The 14,943-nt window shown below is 63.4% G+C and carries 12 protein-coding genes; 3 read left to right on the top strand and 9 right to left on the bottom strand.

Going from position 1 to position 14,943, the window contains the following annotated elements:
• Positions 1-58 precede the first annotated feature (58 nt).
• From D9V34_RS13200 to D9V34_RS13225, 6 genes are all read right to left on the bottom strand, one after another.
• On the bottom strand, positions 59-1,726 hold the full coding sequence (locus D9V34_RS13200) for an ABC transporter family substrate-binding protein (RefSeq protein ID WP_183091787.1): 1,668 nt from the start codon (positions 1,724-1,726) through the stop codon (positions 59-61).
• A gap of 38 nt (positions 1,727-1,764) precedes the next feature.
• A complete protein-coding gene (locus tag D9V34_RS13205) occupies positions 1,765-2,649 on the bottom strand; it encodes an ABC transporter permease (RefSeq protein WP_121687075.1) in 885 nt (294 codons plus the stop codon).
• Positions 2,642-4,315: a nickel ABC transporter ATP-binding protein NikE gene (nikE, locus tag D9V34_RS13210; RefSeq protein ID WP_121687076.1), complete on the bottom strand. Its 1,674-nt coding sequence runs from the start codon at positions 4,313-4,315 to the stop codon at positions 2,642-2,644. Before nikE ends, D9V34_RS13205 begins: the two co-directional genes overlap by 8 nt.
• Positions 4,312-5,286, bottom strand: a complete 975-nt coding sequence (locus D9V34_RS13215; protein WP_245991797.1) for an ABC transporter permease — start codon at positions 5,284-5,286, stop codon at positions 4,312-4,314. Before D9V34_RS13215 ends, nikE begins: the two co-directional genes overlap by 4 nt.
• 180 nt (positions 5,287-5,466) lie before the next feature.
• Entirely contained in the window at positions 5,467-6,018 is a 552-nt protein-coding gene (locus D9V34_RS13220) for a hypothetical protein (RefSeq protein WP_121687078.1), read from the bottom strand.
• Positions 6,019-6,115: 97 nt separating this feature from the next.
• Positions 6,116-7,813, bottom strand: a complete 1,698-nt coding sequence (locus D9V34_RS13225; RefSeq protein WP_121687079.1) for an ABC transporter ATP-binding protein — start codon at positions 7,811-7,813, stop codon at positions 6,116-6,118.
• A gap of 86 nt (positions 7,814-7,899) precedes the next feature.
• Here D9V34_RS13225 and D9V34_RS13230 point away from each other — a divergent pair, with 86 nt between their 5' ends.
• Positions 7,900-8,514 carry a PH domain-containing protein gene (locus tag D9V34_RS13230; RefSeq protein WP_121687080.1) on the top strand — a complete coding sequence of 205 codons (615 nt, stop codon included), beginning with the start codon at positions 7,900-7,902 and terminating at the stop codon, positions 8,512-8,514.
• Positions 8,515-8,546: 32 nt separating this feature from the next.
• On the opposite strand, the gene D9V34_RS13235 is transcribed toward D9V34_RS13230, so the two are convergent.
• The 3 genes from D9V34_RS13235 to D9V34_RS13245 all read right to left on the bottom strand — a co-directional run bounded on the left by D9V34_RS13235 (position 8,547) and on the right by D9V34_RS13245 (position 13,129).
• On the bottom strand, positions 8,547-9,572 hold the full coding sequence (locus D9V34_RS13235; protein ID WP_121687081.1) for an ABC transporter permease: 1,026 nt from the start codon (positions 9,570-9,572) through the stop codon (positions 8,547-8,549).
• A gap of 55 nt (positions 9,573-9,627) precedes the next feature.
• Positions 9,628-11,169, bottom strand: coding sequence for an ABC transporter permease (locus tag D9V34_RS13240; RefSeq protein WP_121687082.1), 1,542 nt, complete (start codon positions 11,167-11,169; stop codon positions 9,628-9,630).
• A 220-nt stretch (positions 11,170-11,389) separates the two neighbouring features.
• The gene (locus tag D9V34_RS13245) at positions 11,390-13,129 is read right to left on the bottom strand and encodes an ABC transporter family substrate-binding protein (protein WP_245991799.1); all 1,740 of its coding nucleotides are present in this window, start codon (positions 13,127-13,129) and stop codon (positions 11,390-11,392) included.
• Between the two features lie 378 nt (positions 13,130-13,507).
• On the opposite strand from D9V34_RS13245, the gene D9V34_RS13250 reads away from it, so the two are divergent.
• Positions 13,508-14,272: a CPBP family intramembrane glutamic endopeptidase gene (locus tag D9V34_RS13250; protein ID WP_245991800.1), complete on the top strand. Its 765-nt coding sequence runs from the start codon at positions 13,508-13,510 to the stop codon at positions 14,270-14,272.
• Positions 14,272-14,817, top strand: a complete 546-nt coding sequence (locus D9V34_RS13255; RefSeq protein WP_121687085.1) for a hypothetical protein — start codon at positions 14,272-14,274, stop codon at positions 14,815-14,817. Before D9V34_RS13250 ends, D9V34_RS13255 begins: the two co-directional genes overlap by 1 nt.
• Positions 14,818-14,943: the final 126 nt, after the last annotated feature.

Genomic DNA, 14,943 nt, shown 5'->3' on the forward strand with positions numbered 1-14,943 from the left:
CCTGGCTAACTCGGAAACTCCCCCGTTTGTTCACCTCGCGCACCGGGGCGAAACCCCGCTATTTCCGCCACCCCACGCGGGTCCAATCGGTGGGTTCAAACTGGGTGGCCCCAAAATTGGCAAGCCCCTTCGTAACCCCCACCACCGTGGGCCGCTGGAACAGCGGAATGATCGGCAGCGACTCCCAGAGATTACGATCAATCTCGTTGATGGTTGCCCGCTGCACCTCCGGGTCTTCCTCCCCCTCGGCCCGCTCGAAGAGTACGGCCAGGCGCGGATCATCAACCCCCGAATAGTTTTGCGGGGACTCCACCGATGCATACGAGTCGCGGCTTTCCACGATCGGGTCGAGCCCACCCGAGTAGCTAAAGATCGTGGAGCTGAACTGACGGGGCGTGACAAAGTCCTTGAATAGTCCGGAGGTCGGCACCTCATTGGCGACGGCCTGGATCCCGACCTCGGCCAGATCCGCGGCAATCTGATCCACCCGCTGCCTGCTCGTGGCAATGCCCGCGGGGATCGTAATGTCGATTTTCAGCGGTACCCCGTCCTTGGATCGGACCTTCTCTCCGGTGTATCCGGCGCGGTCCAGAATCTTCCGGGCGGCTTCCGGATCGTAGCTCAGCGCCTCCTTGCCGTTGGGCTGATAGCCCTTTTGTCCGGGCACGTACAGATAGTTTTCCACCAGGCTGCCGGTGAGGCCCATCGGCTCAACCACCGAGCGCAGGATCTGTTCCCGGTTGATCGCCTTGCCGATGGCTTGGCGCACGGCCAGATCGGCGAGCGGGCCCGTCGCCGTGTTGAGCGTCAGGTGGGTCCAGGGCAGCCCCTTGGATGCGAACACCTGGCCATCAGCACGGCTCTGCGCGGTCTTAAACGCATCGACGCTGGAGGCGATATCCAAGACGTCAAATTCCTTGTTTGCATACGCCTGAGCCGAGGCCGACTGATCCACTCCGCGCAGCACAATCTCGCTTAGCCGCGGCGGGGCTCCCCACCAGCGTTCATTGCGCACCAGGCGCACGGTGAGCTTATCCGGGGTTGACTCGGCGACACGGAAGGGCCCCGAGGAGGGAGGCCCCTGGGTGCGGAACGTCTCGTTGAACGCCGTCGGCGTTGCGGTAACGGCGGGCGGCAGCAACGGGAAAAACAGCGCCTGCCAGCTCGCGTAGACACGATCAAACACCACCCGCACCGAGTTGGGCTTCTCCCCCGCGGTGATCTGGGTGATGCGATCGTATCCGGTGGTGGCCACCGGCAGGTAGTCGGGGTTCGATCCGTTTTGCGACTGCCAGGTCCCGACAAAATCGGCCAGCCCGATCGGGGTGCCATCCTCCCACACGGCCTTGGGGTTGAGCGCGTACTCGATCGTGAACGGCTCGCCGGGCACCCGCTCGATCGACGTCGCAAAGTCCGGGTTGACGGAGCGCTGGCCCGAGTCGTCGACGTTGAACAGGCGAACGGTGGTCGGATAGATCACCGATGCCGTATCGCCCGTATAGCCATCGAGCTGGGAGAAGTTGAAGTTATCGGGGAAACTCTCCAACGGCAGGGTCAGGGATCCCCCGTCCTTGAGCTCGGCGGGTTCGGCGGCGTCATAGTCCGTTGTCGGCAGCTCTCCGGCGGTGGTCGGCCGGGCCTCCCGAGTGCCCGGGCTGCACCCCGCAAGGGAGACGGCCAGCAGGAGCACGAGGCCCCCGCCGAGGGTTTTGGTTGTGGTGTTCATCGATTTTCTCCTTATTGTGTGTGCTGCGGTGGGTGGGATCATCCGCCGTCGTGGCGGACACTGGAGGCGGTGTCCACGGTGTCTCGGACGGCATCGCCCACAACCGATACCGCCAGAACCGTGATGATGAGCGCCAGGGCCGGATACAGAAACAGCCATGAACGCGTGGTCGCGGCCGGGGCCCCGGTCGCCAGCAGGCTGCCCAGTGACAGGTCGGGAGCCTGAATCCCCAGACCAAAGAAGGACAGCCCGGCCTCGGCAAGAATTGCCACCGAAACCCCGACGGTCGCGTCGATGATCAGCAGTGAGGCAATGTTGGGCAGGATATGCCGGGCGATGATCCGCCGCGTCGGAACTCCCAGATAGCGTGCCGCCACAACAAACTCTCGCTCTCGCAGCGACCGGGTTTGGCCGCGCACCACCTGGGCCATGATCATCCAGCCGAACCCGGCCAGATACAGCGTCATCGTGAACCAGGATGATCCGCGAAACAGCGGGCTGATCAGAGCGAGGAGTAGGAGCCCGGGCAGCACCAGCAGCAACCGGATCAGGCCCGAGATGAGGCGGTCGATGGATCCCCCGGCATAGCCTGCCAGGGACCCCAGCACCGCGGCGATCAGCGTGGCACCGGGACCGGCGATCAGTCCGATCAGGAGGGAGATGCGCAGACCCGCGACCACCCGTGCATACATGTCCTGACCGATGTCATTGGTGCCCAGCCAGTGTTCGACGTCCGGGCCGACGCCGAGGGCGAGGGTGTCGCGTGCCAGCGGATCCACCGGCCACACCAGCGGACTCACGTAGAGCCAGAGGACAATCAGCAACAACGCACCGCCGCCCACCCAGAATCTCGGACGTCGGATCAGCCGACCAAGGAATCGCCCGCCGCCCGCCTTCTCCAGATGGGCGATGGTCTCACTCATGGAGGCCCCCGATCGTGCGGTGGGTGATCGGGGGTGCGCCCGCGGGTTGGGAGTGCTCGGTCGGTGCCGGGGCCCGCGGGATGGCCGCAATCAGGCTGCGGGTATACGCGTGCCGAGGGGTACCCAGCACCGTCGAGGTTGCCCCGGCCTCCACAATCTCCCCCCGAAACATTACCGCCGTGCGCTGAGCAATCTCGCGCACCGTGGCCAGGTCGTGGGCGATCAGCAGATAGCCGATGCCGGTCTCCTCCTGTAACCGGATCAGCAGGTCCAGAATCTCCCCGCGCACACCCACATCCAGGGCCGAGAGCGGTTCATCCAAGACCAGCAGCCGGGGTGTGGCCGCCAACGCCCGCGCCAGCTGCACACGCTGACGCTGACCACCGGAGAGTTCGTGGGCAGCGCGCGAGCGCAGGACGGCCGAGAGTTCGACCCGGCCCAGGAGCTCCGCAACCTCGCGGGTGCGCTGCGACGCGTCGCGGGTCTGCGGGAGCGCCTCGGAGATCAACTGTTCCACGTTCATCCGCGGATCCAACGCTCCCGAAGCATCCTGAAAGACCATCTGCACGTCCGGACGCAGCCGGGCGCGTTCGCGGCGGCTGAGGGTCGCCACGTCACGCCCCTCGATCGTGATGGTTCCCCCGGTCGGGGCCTGGAGCTCCAGGATTGCCCGGGCGGTGCTGGTCTTTCCGCTCCCCGACTCACCCACCAGCGCGAGGGTTTGCCCCCGGTTGAGCGCAAACGAGATCCCGCGCACGGCATGCACCGATGTCCCCCGCACTGTGCGGGCACGCGGATAGCGTACGTGAAGGTTTTCCACGCGCAGCAGGGTGCCGACCGGTTCCGTCACGGCCGGCTCGGCCGTCGGTATGACGCGCGCTCTCTCCCAGGCAAACCGGGAAGCCGCGGCGACCAGGGACGAGGTATACCCATCGGTGGGGGCACCCAGGATGATCGCGGTTCGCGCGCTCTCACGCACCCGGCCCGCCCGCATCACCACGGTGCGGTCGGCCTCGGCCGCGACGATTCCCAGGTCGTGGGTCACCAGCAGAATCGCGGTCCCGGTCCGCTCGCGCACCCTCCGCAGGACCTCAAGAATCTGCGCCTGCACGGTCATGTCCAGCGCGGTCGTCGGCTCATCGGCGATCAGCAGGGCCGGATCATGGGCGATGGCCATCGCGATCATCGCTCGCTGCCGCATTCCACCGGAGTACTCGTGCGGGTAGGCGGCCAGGTTCTGTTGGTTCGGTTCGAGATCCACCAGGCGGAGCAGTTCGGCCACACGCGCGTCGACTCGGGCGCGTCCCAGGCCGGGCGCGTGGATCCGGATGGCCTCGCGAAGCTGCGCGGCCACGCGACGTACCGGATTCAACGCGAGCAGAGGATCCTGAAAGATCATCGCGACCCGGCGTCCCCGCAGCCGCGACATGGCCGCATCATCGCCCACCGGGAGCGGCAGTCCATCCAGGACGATCTCTCCCGTGACCCGGGCAGAACCGGGCAGCAGCCCCATGATGGCGAGTGCGGTGAGGGTTTTCCCCGAACCCGTTTCACCCACCAGGGCGACGCACTCCCCCGCGCGAATACTCAGCGAAACACCGTCCACCGGGGTGGCGGAGGCGAAAGCGACCCGGAGGTTATCCACGCTCAGCAGCGGTGCGGTCATCGGGCACCCCGAACCCGCGGATCCAGGAGCCCAAACAGCACATCCGACAGGCTCGCGGCAATCAACAGCACAACCGAGACAAATGCGGTGCCGCCGGCGATGGCATTGATGTCGCCCTGACCGATGCTGGAAACCAGGTAGCGGCCCACCCCGTTCCAGGAAAAAACGATCTCGATGGCCGCCGATCCGGCGATCAGCGTGCCCAGGCTGTAGGCGAGGAACGTGGACATCGGGATGATCGCCACCCGCACGCCGTGTCGCCAAATTGCCTGCGTGCGCCGCAGTCCCTTGGCCCGGGCCGTCCGAATATATTCGGCCGACAGCACATCAAGCATCGCCGAGCGCTGCACCCGGGAGTAGCCGGCAGCCCCGATCAACACCAGCACCAGGGTGGGTAAGACCAGATGCCCGATCCGGTCGCCGAGCAGCGCGAGCCCGGTTTGTCCCGCCTCTCCCCCCTCCCCGGTGAACTCGAGAAACTGGAATCCAAGCGCCGAATTGAGTGCAGTGGCGGCGATCATCAACAGGATCGCCAGCACGAAGGTCGGGGTCGCGAACACCACATAGGAGAGGATCCCCACAACCTGGTCGGAGAGCCGGTACTGGCGAACGGCACCCCACACGCCCAGGCCGATGCCCACAATCGCCGCCAGCAGCGATCCGATCACCAGCAGCCGCAGGCTTGTGCCCGCACGTCCGGCGATCTCCTGGGTGATGTTCTCCCCGGCGAGCCCCCTGCCCAGATTGCCCTCCCACAGGATGCCGCGCGCCCACGCACCCAGGCGGCTCAGCACCGGCTCCCGCGGGTCCGCACCGATGGCCGCCAGCTTGGCCGCGATCGCATCGGGTCCCAGGGGCGGGGTCTGGAGGCGAAAGCGCGCTCCGGGGTCCATCACCAGGCTCGCCACCACATACGAGAGGGCGGTGGCCAGGACCACCAGCACCGTGTTGATGCCGAGTCGGCGTGCCAAAAACCCGAGCATGGTTCAGGCTCGGCGTTCGCGAGTGCATGGGTTCGTCATGCATCCATCAAACGCGCAAATTACTGGGTTTAGGCGGTGTGCCCGGAACGGAAATATGCGTCAATAAACTCGGGGTTTAGCCACACCCGCATGATACTGTTGCGGGCCGATGCCCGGGCTCTGGCAGCCCTAGATCAGGCTGAGGACACTCCAGAGGATGAGAACAACGCCAACCGCGATCGCCGGGATATTCCAGGTAACCAGCGCGGAATCGCCCTGGGAGCGCACCCGCCCCTCATGCCAGACATGGGTCAGATGCTCGAGCGGAGTGCGGGCGGCCGCACCGGTGCCGGACGCCGCCTGAGATCCACGCGGACGCTTCGCATTCGGGCCACCCCACGCCTTGATCGGTGCGCCGGTCTTCAACGTGAAGACAAACTGCTGGTGATCGGTGATGGTGCGCACCGCCGACCACGGGAACTCATAGCGCTTAAACACGTTGTAGACCACAACCGCGCGATCGGAATAGCCGATATACGGCTGGAAGGCGGCAACATAGAGCACCCAGAGCACCAGCAGCACCCACGGCAGAGCCGAGAAGACCACGTCCCAGGCTCCACGCACCGCTGAATCTCCCAGCAGGTAGAGCGCCACGGCGATAAACGCATAAAAAGCGACGACGCCCCCACGGCCTCGCATGATGAACAGGTTGTCCGGACGCCGGGGAAAGAATCGCTTCACGCGCCCAGTCTACAAGCCTTCGTCCTCCCCACCGACACGCAAAAACGCTCCGGCCCGAACACCGAGGGTGTTCGGGCCGGAGCGTGTGCGCTGTGACCTAGGCCGCGGTGTCTCCGGCGTCCAGCAGGGCACGACGCTCGGCACGACGCGCGCGCTGTGCATCGGGGTCCGGGACCGGGATGGCCGCGATCAGGCGACGGGTGTACGGGTCCTTCGGGGAGCGCAGGATCTCATCGCGCGAACCGATCTCCACAATCTTTCCGTGGTGCATCACGGCGATGCGGTCGGCCATGATGTCAACCACGGCCAGGTCGTGGGTGATGAAGAGGCAGGCGAACTGCATCTCGGCCTGCAGCTCCTTGAGCAGCTCCAGCACGGTGGCCTGCACCGACACGTCCAGAGCCGAGGTGGGCTCATCGGCAACCAGCAGCTTGGGCTTCAGCGACAGGGCGCGGGCGATACCCACACGCTGCTTCTGTCCACCCGAGAGCTCGTGCGGGAAACGGTTGCGGTAGCTGCGGGGCAGCTTCACACTGTCCAGCAGCGACTCGACCTTACGGTCCAGCTCGGCACCCTTGGCCACACCGGCCAGCAGCATCGGCTCACCGATGCTCACACCGATCGGCAGACGCGGGTTCAGCGAGGACGACGGGTCCTGGAACACGATGCCCACCTGGCGACGCAGCTTCTTCAGCAGCGCGCGACTGTGCTGGCTGAGGTCGATGTCCGCCACGTCGAGGTGGCCACCGGCGATGGGCTGCAGACCGATCGAGGCACGGCCGATGGTCGACTTACCCGAACCGGACTCGCCCACCAGACCCAGGATCTCGCCCTGACGAATCTCGAAGGACACCTCGTCCACGGCGCGGAAGGCACCGAGCTTACCGCGCGAGGCGTACTCGATGACAACCTTGTCCAGGGTCAGCACGGGCTTGCTGGTGTCGGCCGGCGGTGCCACCACAATCGGGGCGTCCGGATCGATCACGGCCGGGCTCACGCTCAGGTGCGGCACGGCGTCCAGCAGCGCCTGGGTGTAGGGGTGTTTGGGAGCGGCGAATACCTGGTGGACATCTCCCTGCTCGACGATCTCACCCTGACGCATCACGACGATGCGGTCGGCGAGGTCGGCCACCACACCCATGTCGTGGGTGATCAGCAGGACGGCCGAGTTCAGGCGGTCCTTAAGGTTACGGATCAGGTCCAGGATCTCGGCCTGCACGGTCACATCCAGAGCCGTGGTGGGCTCGTCCGCGATCAGCAGGGTCGGGTCCAGTGCCAGAGCCTGGGCGATCATCACGCGCTGACGCTGACCACCGGAGAGCTGGTGCGGGTAGGAGTCGAACGCCTTCTTCGGGTCCGGCAGCTCCACCATCTTCAGCAGCTCGATCGCACGCTCGGCGGCGGGCGCGGGGAGCATGTTGGTGTGCACCCGGATGGTCTCCACGATCTGGAAGCCCACGGTGTACACCGGGTTCAGCGCGGTCATCGGCTCCTGGAAGATGGCCGAAACCTTACTTCCGCGGATGGACTGCATCTTCTTGGCGCTGAGACCGGTGATCTCCTCGCCCTCAAGCTTGATGCTGCCTCGGACGCGGCTGTTCTTGGGCAGCAGGTCGAGGATCGCCATCGAGCTGGCGCTCTTACCCGAACCCGATTCACCCACAACGGCCACAACCTCGCCGGGGGCGATGTGGTAGTTCAGCTTCTTGGCGGCGGGAACCCAGGCCCCATCTACACCAAAATCTACGCTCAGGTCGGTAATCTCCAAGACCGGCGGCTTCTGTGTGTCGCTCACGAGCGCTTCCTTCCCGACGCGACCAGAAGGCCGCGCTGTGTGTTCTCATCTTGGTGCTGCGCACCAGGTACTGGGAGGATGGGGAGATGCACGATGATCTCCGCACCCAGGTTTACTATTCTCGTTTTAATCGCGTCCTGGCCATTCTGGTCTGGACGCTGTGTGCCGCGCTGTTGGTGATCGTGGCCCTGATGCCGGAAACCTCGCGAACCCTCGGGTCCGTGCTGCTGCCGCTCTACATTGCCGCCGCGGTATTCATCGTGCTGTGGGCGCCCAGACTCGTGGTGAACGATCTGGGAACCACTATTCACAATGTGAGCCGCACCATCACGATACCCTGGGCCGCGCTGATTCACGTGGACACCAAGTTCGCTCTGTCGCTGCATGTCCCCGATCGTAAGTTCGAGGTCTGGGTGGCACCGGCCCCCGGAGCGATGTCCGCCCAGCGCACCCTGCGCCGCGAACGGGCGCAGCTTCGTGCGACGGGCATGGGCTCGTCCGTCCGGCCGGGCGACCTGCCCACCAGCGATTCGGGTGGAGCGGCCGCGCTGGTGCGCGGCCGCTGGACCGAACTGCGTGAGGCAGGCCGCATCGAAGCCGGACAGGCCCAGGGCACTCGGGTTAGCGTCGCATGGCGACTGACCAACCTGATTGTGCTGGTGGGCGGTGCCGTTCTGGTCATTGTGGGTTTCACCCTCTGACCAGAACGGTGTCCGGTTCGGCCTGATCATCATTACTTGGACTCGGCCGCGCGGTTCTTCCGGCTCAGCTTGAAGCGCTTCTGACGCGGGTCGAAGGCGTCACGCAGTCCATCACCGATGAAGTTAACCAGCAGGGCCAGCACCACGATGAAGGCACCGGGCCACCAGTACAGCCACGGGCGGGTGGCGAATGCACTCTGGTTGTCGGAGATCAGCAGACCCAGCGACACGTCCGGCGACTTGATACCGAAGCCGAGGTAGCTGAGGCCGGTCTCCAGGAGGATGGCCGAGGCTGCCAGCAGGGTGGCCGACACGATCACCACACCCACGGCGTTGGGCAGAATGTGGCGGAAGATGATGCGGGCATCGCTTGCACCGGCCACTCGCGCGGCCTCCACAAACTCGCGCTCACGCAGCGAGAGGAACTCGGCGCGTACCAGACGGGCGATACCCATCCAGGACACCAGACCCAGCAGGATGGCGAGGATCCACACACCCAGCGAGCTTCCGGCGTTGTTTGCGGTGCTACCCACAACCGCACCGATCACGATCGCGGGGATCACGATGAAGATGTCGGTGATGCGCATCAGGACGGCGTCAACCCAGCCGCGGTAGTACCCGGCGATGGCACCAACGACGGTACCCACAACGGTTCCCACGCCACCGATAACCAGCATGACCACAACCGAGTTCTGGATGCCACGCATGGTCATGGCGAAGTAGTCCACACCGATTCGGCTCTGACCAAACGGGTGGTCACCGAACTGGATACCGGAGCCGCCGAGCCACTTGGGTACAACCGACAGGGTTGCTGCTCCACCGTTGACCAGGTCGTTGAGGTCGCGGTAGTTGTGCTTCCACCAGCCGGGGATCGGACCGAAGCCCACCGAGGTGAACGCGAAGATGATCAGGGCCAGCAGGAGGAAGATCGAGACAACGGAGATGCGGTTTTCCAGGAAGCGGCTGAAGATCAGCTGTCCCTGGCTCTTGCCCTTGACCTCGGCGGGAGCAACCGCTGCGGCGGGGGCTCCTTCGGGAGAATTAGTAGTCTGAGTCATCGGCTGGCCTTACTCTGTGTGTTCTTCGTACGAATCTGAATCATTACCCTGGCCATTAGCGCACCCGAACACGCGGGTCGAGCGCGGCGTAGGCAAGATCCGCGATGAAGTTGAATGCGATCGCCATGATTGCGATGACCACGAAGTAGCCCATGACGGGGTTCACGTCCACCCGCGCAAGCGAGGTGGAGAAGAGGCGTCCCATACCCGAGATGGCAAACACCTGCTCGGTGATAATCGCACCACCCAGCAGCGCACCGATGTCGGCGGCTACGAGCGTTGCGATCGGAATCAGCATGTTGCGGAACGCGTGACGCACCACCACGGTGCGCTCGGGCAGACCCTTGGCGCGTGCGGTGCGGATGTAGTCCTGGTTGAAGACCTCAAGCAGGCCGGCGCGTGCGTACCGGGTGTATCCGGCGAACGAGATCAGCAGCAGCGAGATGGTCGGCAGCAGCAGGTGGGTGAAGCTGTCCAGACCGGTGATCCAGACGTCTCCGGTCAGACCCGGAGTGTTGGCACCCACGGTCGCGATCGGGCGGCCGTTGATGCGCGGGTTGTTCATGTAGGCGGGCCATGCGGCCATGAAGCGATCCAGGATCACAAACAGGAATCCCAGACCCGCGGTGATCGCGGCCGCACGCATCGCCTGACCCTTGTCGGGTCCACCGGTGAAGAATCCGATGATCAGGCCGACCACGATCATCACCAGGAAGATGATGACGAGGGTTGCGGCGCTGGAGATGTTGAACAGCCCCTGCAGGAAGAAGTAGGAGATGTAGACGATCGCACCGGTCACACCGGCGGCGATCAGTGCCCGGCGGTTAGCCAGACCCGAAACGATCGCGGTGACGCCCACGGCGGTTCCGGCGATCAGAACGAACAGTCCCACCGGACCAAGGCCCGGGTGCAGGAACCAGTCGGTCAGCGACATGTAGGTGAGTACGGCAGCGGTGGCGAGGCCCGAGATGATGAACACCTTGAGTCGGCGGGCGGCGTTGCCCCCGACCAGAACCTGCCAGATTGCGGCCGAGACCACGGAGATGATCACGATGAGCACCACGCTCAATCTCGGATCATTACTGAGGAAGTTGTTGTAGCCGATCGCGATGAATTCCTTGAGCAGCACGGCCACCAGGAAGGACGGCAGCGAGAAGAGGAAGAAGCTCAGGAAGGTGATCGACAGGTCGAAACCACTGTGCTGACGCAGGGCGGTCACGATACCGACGACGATTCCCACAACCAGGGCCAGGATGAAGGCCAGGGTCACCATCTGGATGGTGGAGAACATTGCGTCGGGGAGAAGCGTGGTCACCGGGGCGTTGGAGAGGTTCACACCCAGGTTGCAGAGGTTCGCGAACGGGACAACACAGCCGGCAGCGCCGCCGAGCCACATCAGCCAGCGCACGGGCACCGGATCGTTCAGGTTAAGTGCTGCGATTCGTGCCTGAATCAGCTGTTCCTTGTTCGGCGCGCTACTTCCTCGAAGATCCTGAAGCGGATCTCCCGAGCCTGCCGTCAGGATATACATGATGAAGGAGGCAGCGATCAGAATCAGGATGGATACAAAAATCCGTCGAAGGATATAACTCGCCATGTGGTCTACCTCGGAGACCGTTCGATCGATTGGATCGAACGACCCGGTTGCTTTCTGCCCGGCCGGGCTTCGGGTCCGGTGGAGTAGCGGCCCGGAAACACGGTAGTGTTCCGGGCCGTAACCCCACAGTGTGGGGCGCCACGGATTTTCCGCGACGCCCCACACAGTTCACTCTAGTTGTAACAGTATACCTATCGTTTGTTTCCGACAGGTCACAGGGCTACTTGGTGATCTTCCAATCCTGGGCGTTCCACACCAGACCGGTCTGTCCACCGAAGTACTTGATACCGGAGATGGTACCGTTCGTGGCGAACACACCCGGCAGCTGGAACAGCGGCAGGCCGTAAGCGTCGGTAGCGGTAGCGGTGTCGATCTTGATCTTGATGTCTTCCAGAGCCTTCGGGTCCAGAGCAGTCTGGGCGTCGGCAACCAGCTTGTCTACATCGGCGTTGTTGTAACCGTTGTAGTTACCACCACCGTTGGAGGCGAAGATCTGAGCCAGGGCGGAGTTACCGGCACCCGGGGAGACCCAACCGAAGATCGAAGCGTCGTAATTTCCGCCGCTGAGCTCCTTGCCCCAGTCCTTCGATCCACCGTCAACGACGTTGAATCCGGCTTCCTTGGCCGAAGCCTGGATTGCCTTGAAGGTGTCAACACGGTTCGGGTTGACCGAGGAGTAGAGGATACGCACGGTCGGGGTTGCACCGTTCAGGAGTGCCTTGGCACCCTCGATGTCGGGCTTGCCGAAGGCGTCGTAGCCGTTAACCTTGGTGGCGTCCTTGTACTCTGCGTTCTGCGGAACGTAGATCTGCGAGTTCAGAACCTCGGCCTTGTTGTTCACCGGGGTGATGATCGAGTCGAGGATCTGCTGACGCGGGATGGTCTTCAGGAAGGCCTCGCGCACGTTCTTGTCCTTGAACACGTCGGACTTGAAGTTCAGGTCCAGGTGGTCGTAGGCCAGCTGGTCGCCACGCTCGATCTTGGCGTTAGCCTTCTCGAGGGCGGTCACGGTGTCGGCGGAGGTCTGCGGGTAGATCGCGTTGACCTCACCGTTCTGCAGAGCGGAAACCTGAGCGTTGGTGTCACCGATGAAACGGATGATCAGCTCGTCATACGCGGGCACGTTCTTGCCCTTGTACTCCGGGTTCTTCTTCAGGGTGATCGAGGACTCGGCGGTGAAGTCCGAGACGATGAACGGACCGGAGGAAACCAGGAGCGACTTGTCGGTCGGCATCGAGGTCACGTCGTAACCGGTGTTCCAGAACTTCGCGGCTGCCTCGAGGGTCGGGTTGACGGCTGCCGGAGCTGCCGGGTTACCCTTCGGGGTGTCCTTCAGGGTCTTCACGAAGTCGGCCAGCGAAACGCCAGCCTTCTCTGCGATGACGTGTGCCGGCTTGCCCAGCATGTTGACCAGGTTCCAGTCCACGAAGGGCTTGCTGTAGGTCAGGGTCAGCGACAGGTTGTCGTCGCTGATGGTCGGGAACGCGGTCTCGTCGAGACCGGCGGTGCTGCCGGCCAGGTCGAAGTAACGGGTACCGGAGGTCACCTCACCGGCGTCGTTGGTGGTGGCGTCATCGTAGTAGCCCGAGGAGGATGCCCAGGTGAAGAGCATGTCATCGGCGGTGATGGGCTGACCGTCGGACCACTTGAGGTCCTTCTTCAGGGTGTACTTCACGGTGAGGGGCTCGTCCGAAACCTTTTCAAAGGTTCCGATGTCGGTCTCCGGCACAACGTTGTACTTGTCATCCAGGGTCATGAAGCTTCCCAGACCAAGGCCGCCGCTGGTACCGGTCAGGTAACCGACCATACCGTTGGTGTCGAGGTTCGACTGCGGGGTGTCGCCGTTGAAGGAGGTGAAAGCGTTGGTGGTTGCGATCGTGATGGTACCGCCGGACTTGTTACCGGTGGACGAGTCGTCATTCGGGCTAGCGGTGGTGCAGCCAGCCAGAGTGAGTGCCACGGCACCAGCAATCGCACCAGCGACTGCAAAGCGCTTAAAGCGCGTTTTGGTGGAAAGCAATGTTTCTCCTGTGCAAATGGATGAGAGACCGATTCGGGTTCCTGAGAGACCGAACGGTCTATTGGATACCTCGACACTATGCGGTGAATCATGCTGATAGCAAAACCATGCGCGAAAATGTTATTTACCGGAAACATATTTCGCCTAGATTACGAATAACCGTGCCAAATTTCCTTCAATAGCCCTGGAATGCCCTCTCGTAGAACATTCCGAACGTGATGTGGACCTCCTATGCCTGTGACACCGCAAGACCCCAGTGCTGGGGGAAATGTTTCAGCGAGCGCACCGGGTAACGGTGATGGTTCATTGCTTAACCCGGTGGATCGGGGACGCCTCTGGGTCGAGATCGGCATCGTCCTGGCACTCTCGCTCGGCGCGTCGGCCCTCTACTCGATCCTGAGCCTGATCGCCAGCCTCACTGCCGAGAAACCGTTGGGGAGCCAGAGCACCGGTCTCAACCAGGCGACCAGTACTCGGGAGTGGCTCGATTTTGCCAATCAGTTCCTGGGCTTTGCGCTGGGGCTCGCGCCGGTGGCCCTGGTCCTCTATCTTCTGTGGCGGCCGCGTGCCAACCCCTTTAGTGAGCTGGGTCTGGACATCCGTCCCTCTCTGATCGGGAGGGATGCCGGCCGGGCCCTGTTCCTGGTGGCGGTGATCGGCATTCCCGGCATCGGGCTCTACGCAATCGGTCGCCTGCTGGGGATTACGGTGGCCGTGCAGGCTGCACCGCAGGATCAGTACTGGTGGACGATCCCGATGCTGATCCTCGCCGCGCTCAAGGCGGGCCTGCTCGAAGAGGTCATCGTCATCGGCTACCTCTATAAGAGGCTGGACCAGCTCGGCTGGGGTACCTGGAAGATCATCATCGCCAGTGCCCTGCTGCGCGGCAGCTACCACCTCTACCAGGGCATCGGCCCCTTCTTTGGCAACGTGGTGATGGGTGTGGTGTTCGGCTGGTGCTACCGCCGCTGGGGCCGGGTCATGCCGCTTGTGCTCGCCCACACCCTGATCGACATCATCTCGTTTGTCGGCTTCCCGCTCGCACTGGCCTGGTGGCCGGGCATCTTCGGCGTGACCAAGTAGTGGGCTCGCCGTACACCGTTCTCACTTGTCCGCGAGCCGATCGCTGGATTCGTGGCGTCGCGGGCGTCCTCTATATCTGGGGCCTTTTCAGCCTGTGGCGACTGGTGTTCCCCAGCGACGGCATGGCCGGACCACTCGGGCCAAAACTCGACAGCACCGTGATCAACGCCCTCGTGTTCGCCGCGATCTCCCTGCTCCTGCTGGTCCCCACCCCCGCAGGCACCCCTCTGATCGGGAACGTGGCACTTTCGGTGCAACTCGTCATCGCCACCTCTGTCTTCCTGCTCCTGCTGATGTTCTTCTCCTCATCAAGCCCGGTCGGTCCACACGAGATTTCACCCGGCATGTTTCCCACCTACTGGTATCTACTCCTTCAGCACTACGCTGCCGTGGTCATGTTCATCTGGCAGCCGATCATCGCAATCTGGCGCAACGCCTCACGCTCCCCCCGCACCCGCACGGTACTGACAAGCGTTCTCCTTCTCACCACACCGCTGTTCTTCCTGCTCGCCCTGGAACTGTTCCACCTGAACTACACCGGATAGAAGACACGACGTTGAGCCCTCGATACTTCGATACTTCGATGACTTGAGACCTATCAAGACCTCAAAAAGACTGAGACTCGGAAGTTTCCTCCCGAGCCTCAGTCTGATTAACTTATGTGAAGTTTG

The organism is Mycetocola lacteus, from assembly GCF_003667575.1.
In the GTDB taxonomy this organism is placed as follows: Bacteria; Actinomycetota; Actinomycetes; order Actinomycetales; family Microbacteriaceae; genus Mycetocola; species Mycetocola lacteus.

Excerpts from the sequence above, each read along its gene's own strand:
- D9V34_RS13200 (WP_183091787.1), bottom strand. The coding sequence starts at position 1,726 with ATGAACACCACAACCAAAACCCTCGGCGGGGGCCTCGTGCTCCTGCTG.
- D9V34_RS13205 (WP_121687075.1), bottom strand. The coding sequence starts at position 2,649 with ATGAGTGAGACCATCGCCCATCTGGAGAAGGCGGGCGGCGGGCGATTC.
- nikE (WP_121687076.1), bottom strand. The coding sequence starts at position 4,315 with ATGACCGCACCGCTGCTGAGCGTGGATAACCTCCGGGTCGCTTTCGCC.
- D9V34_RS13230 (WP_121687080.1), top strand. The coding sequence starts at position 7,900 with ATGCACGATGATCTCCGCACCCAGGTTTACTATTCTCGTTTTAATCGC.
- D9V34_RS13235 (WP_121687081.1), bottom strand. The coding sequence starts at position 9,572 with ATGACTCAGACTACTAATTCTCCCGAAGGAGCCCCCGCCGCAGCGGTT.
- D9V34_RS13240 (WP_121687082.1), bottom strand. The coding sequence starts at position 11,169 with ATGGCGAGTTATATCCTTCGACGGATTTTTGTATCCATCCTGATTCTG.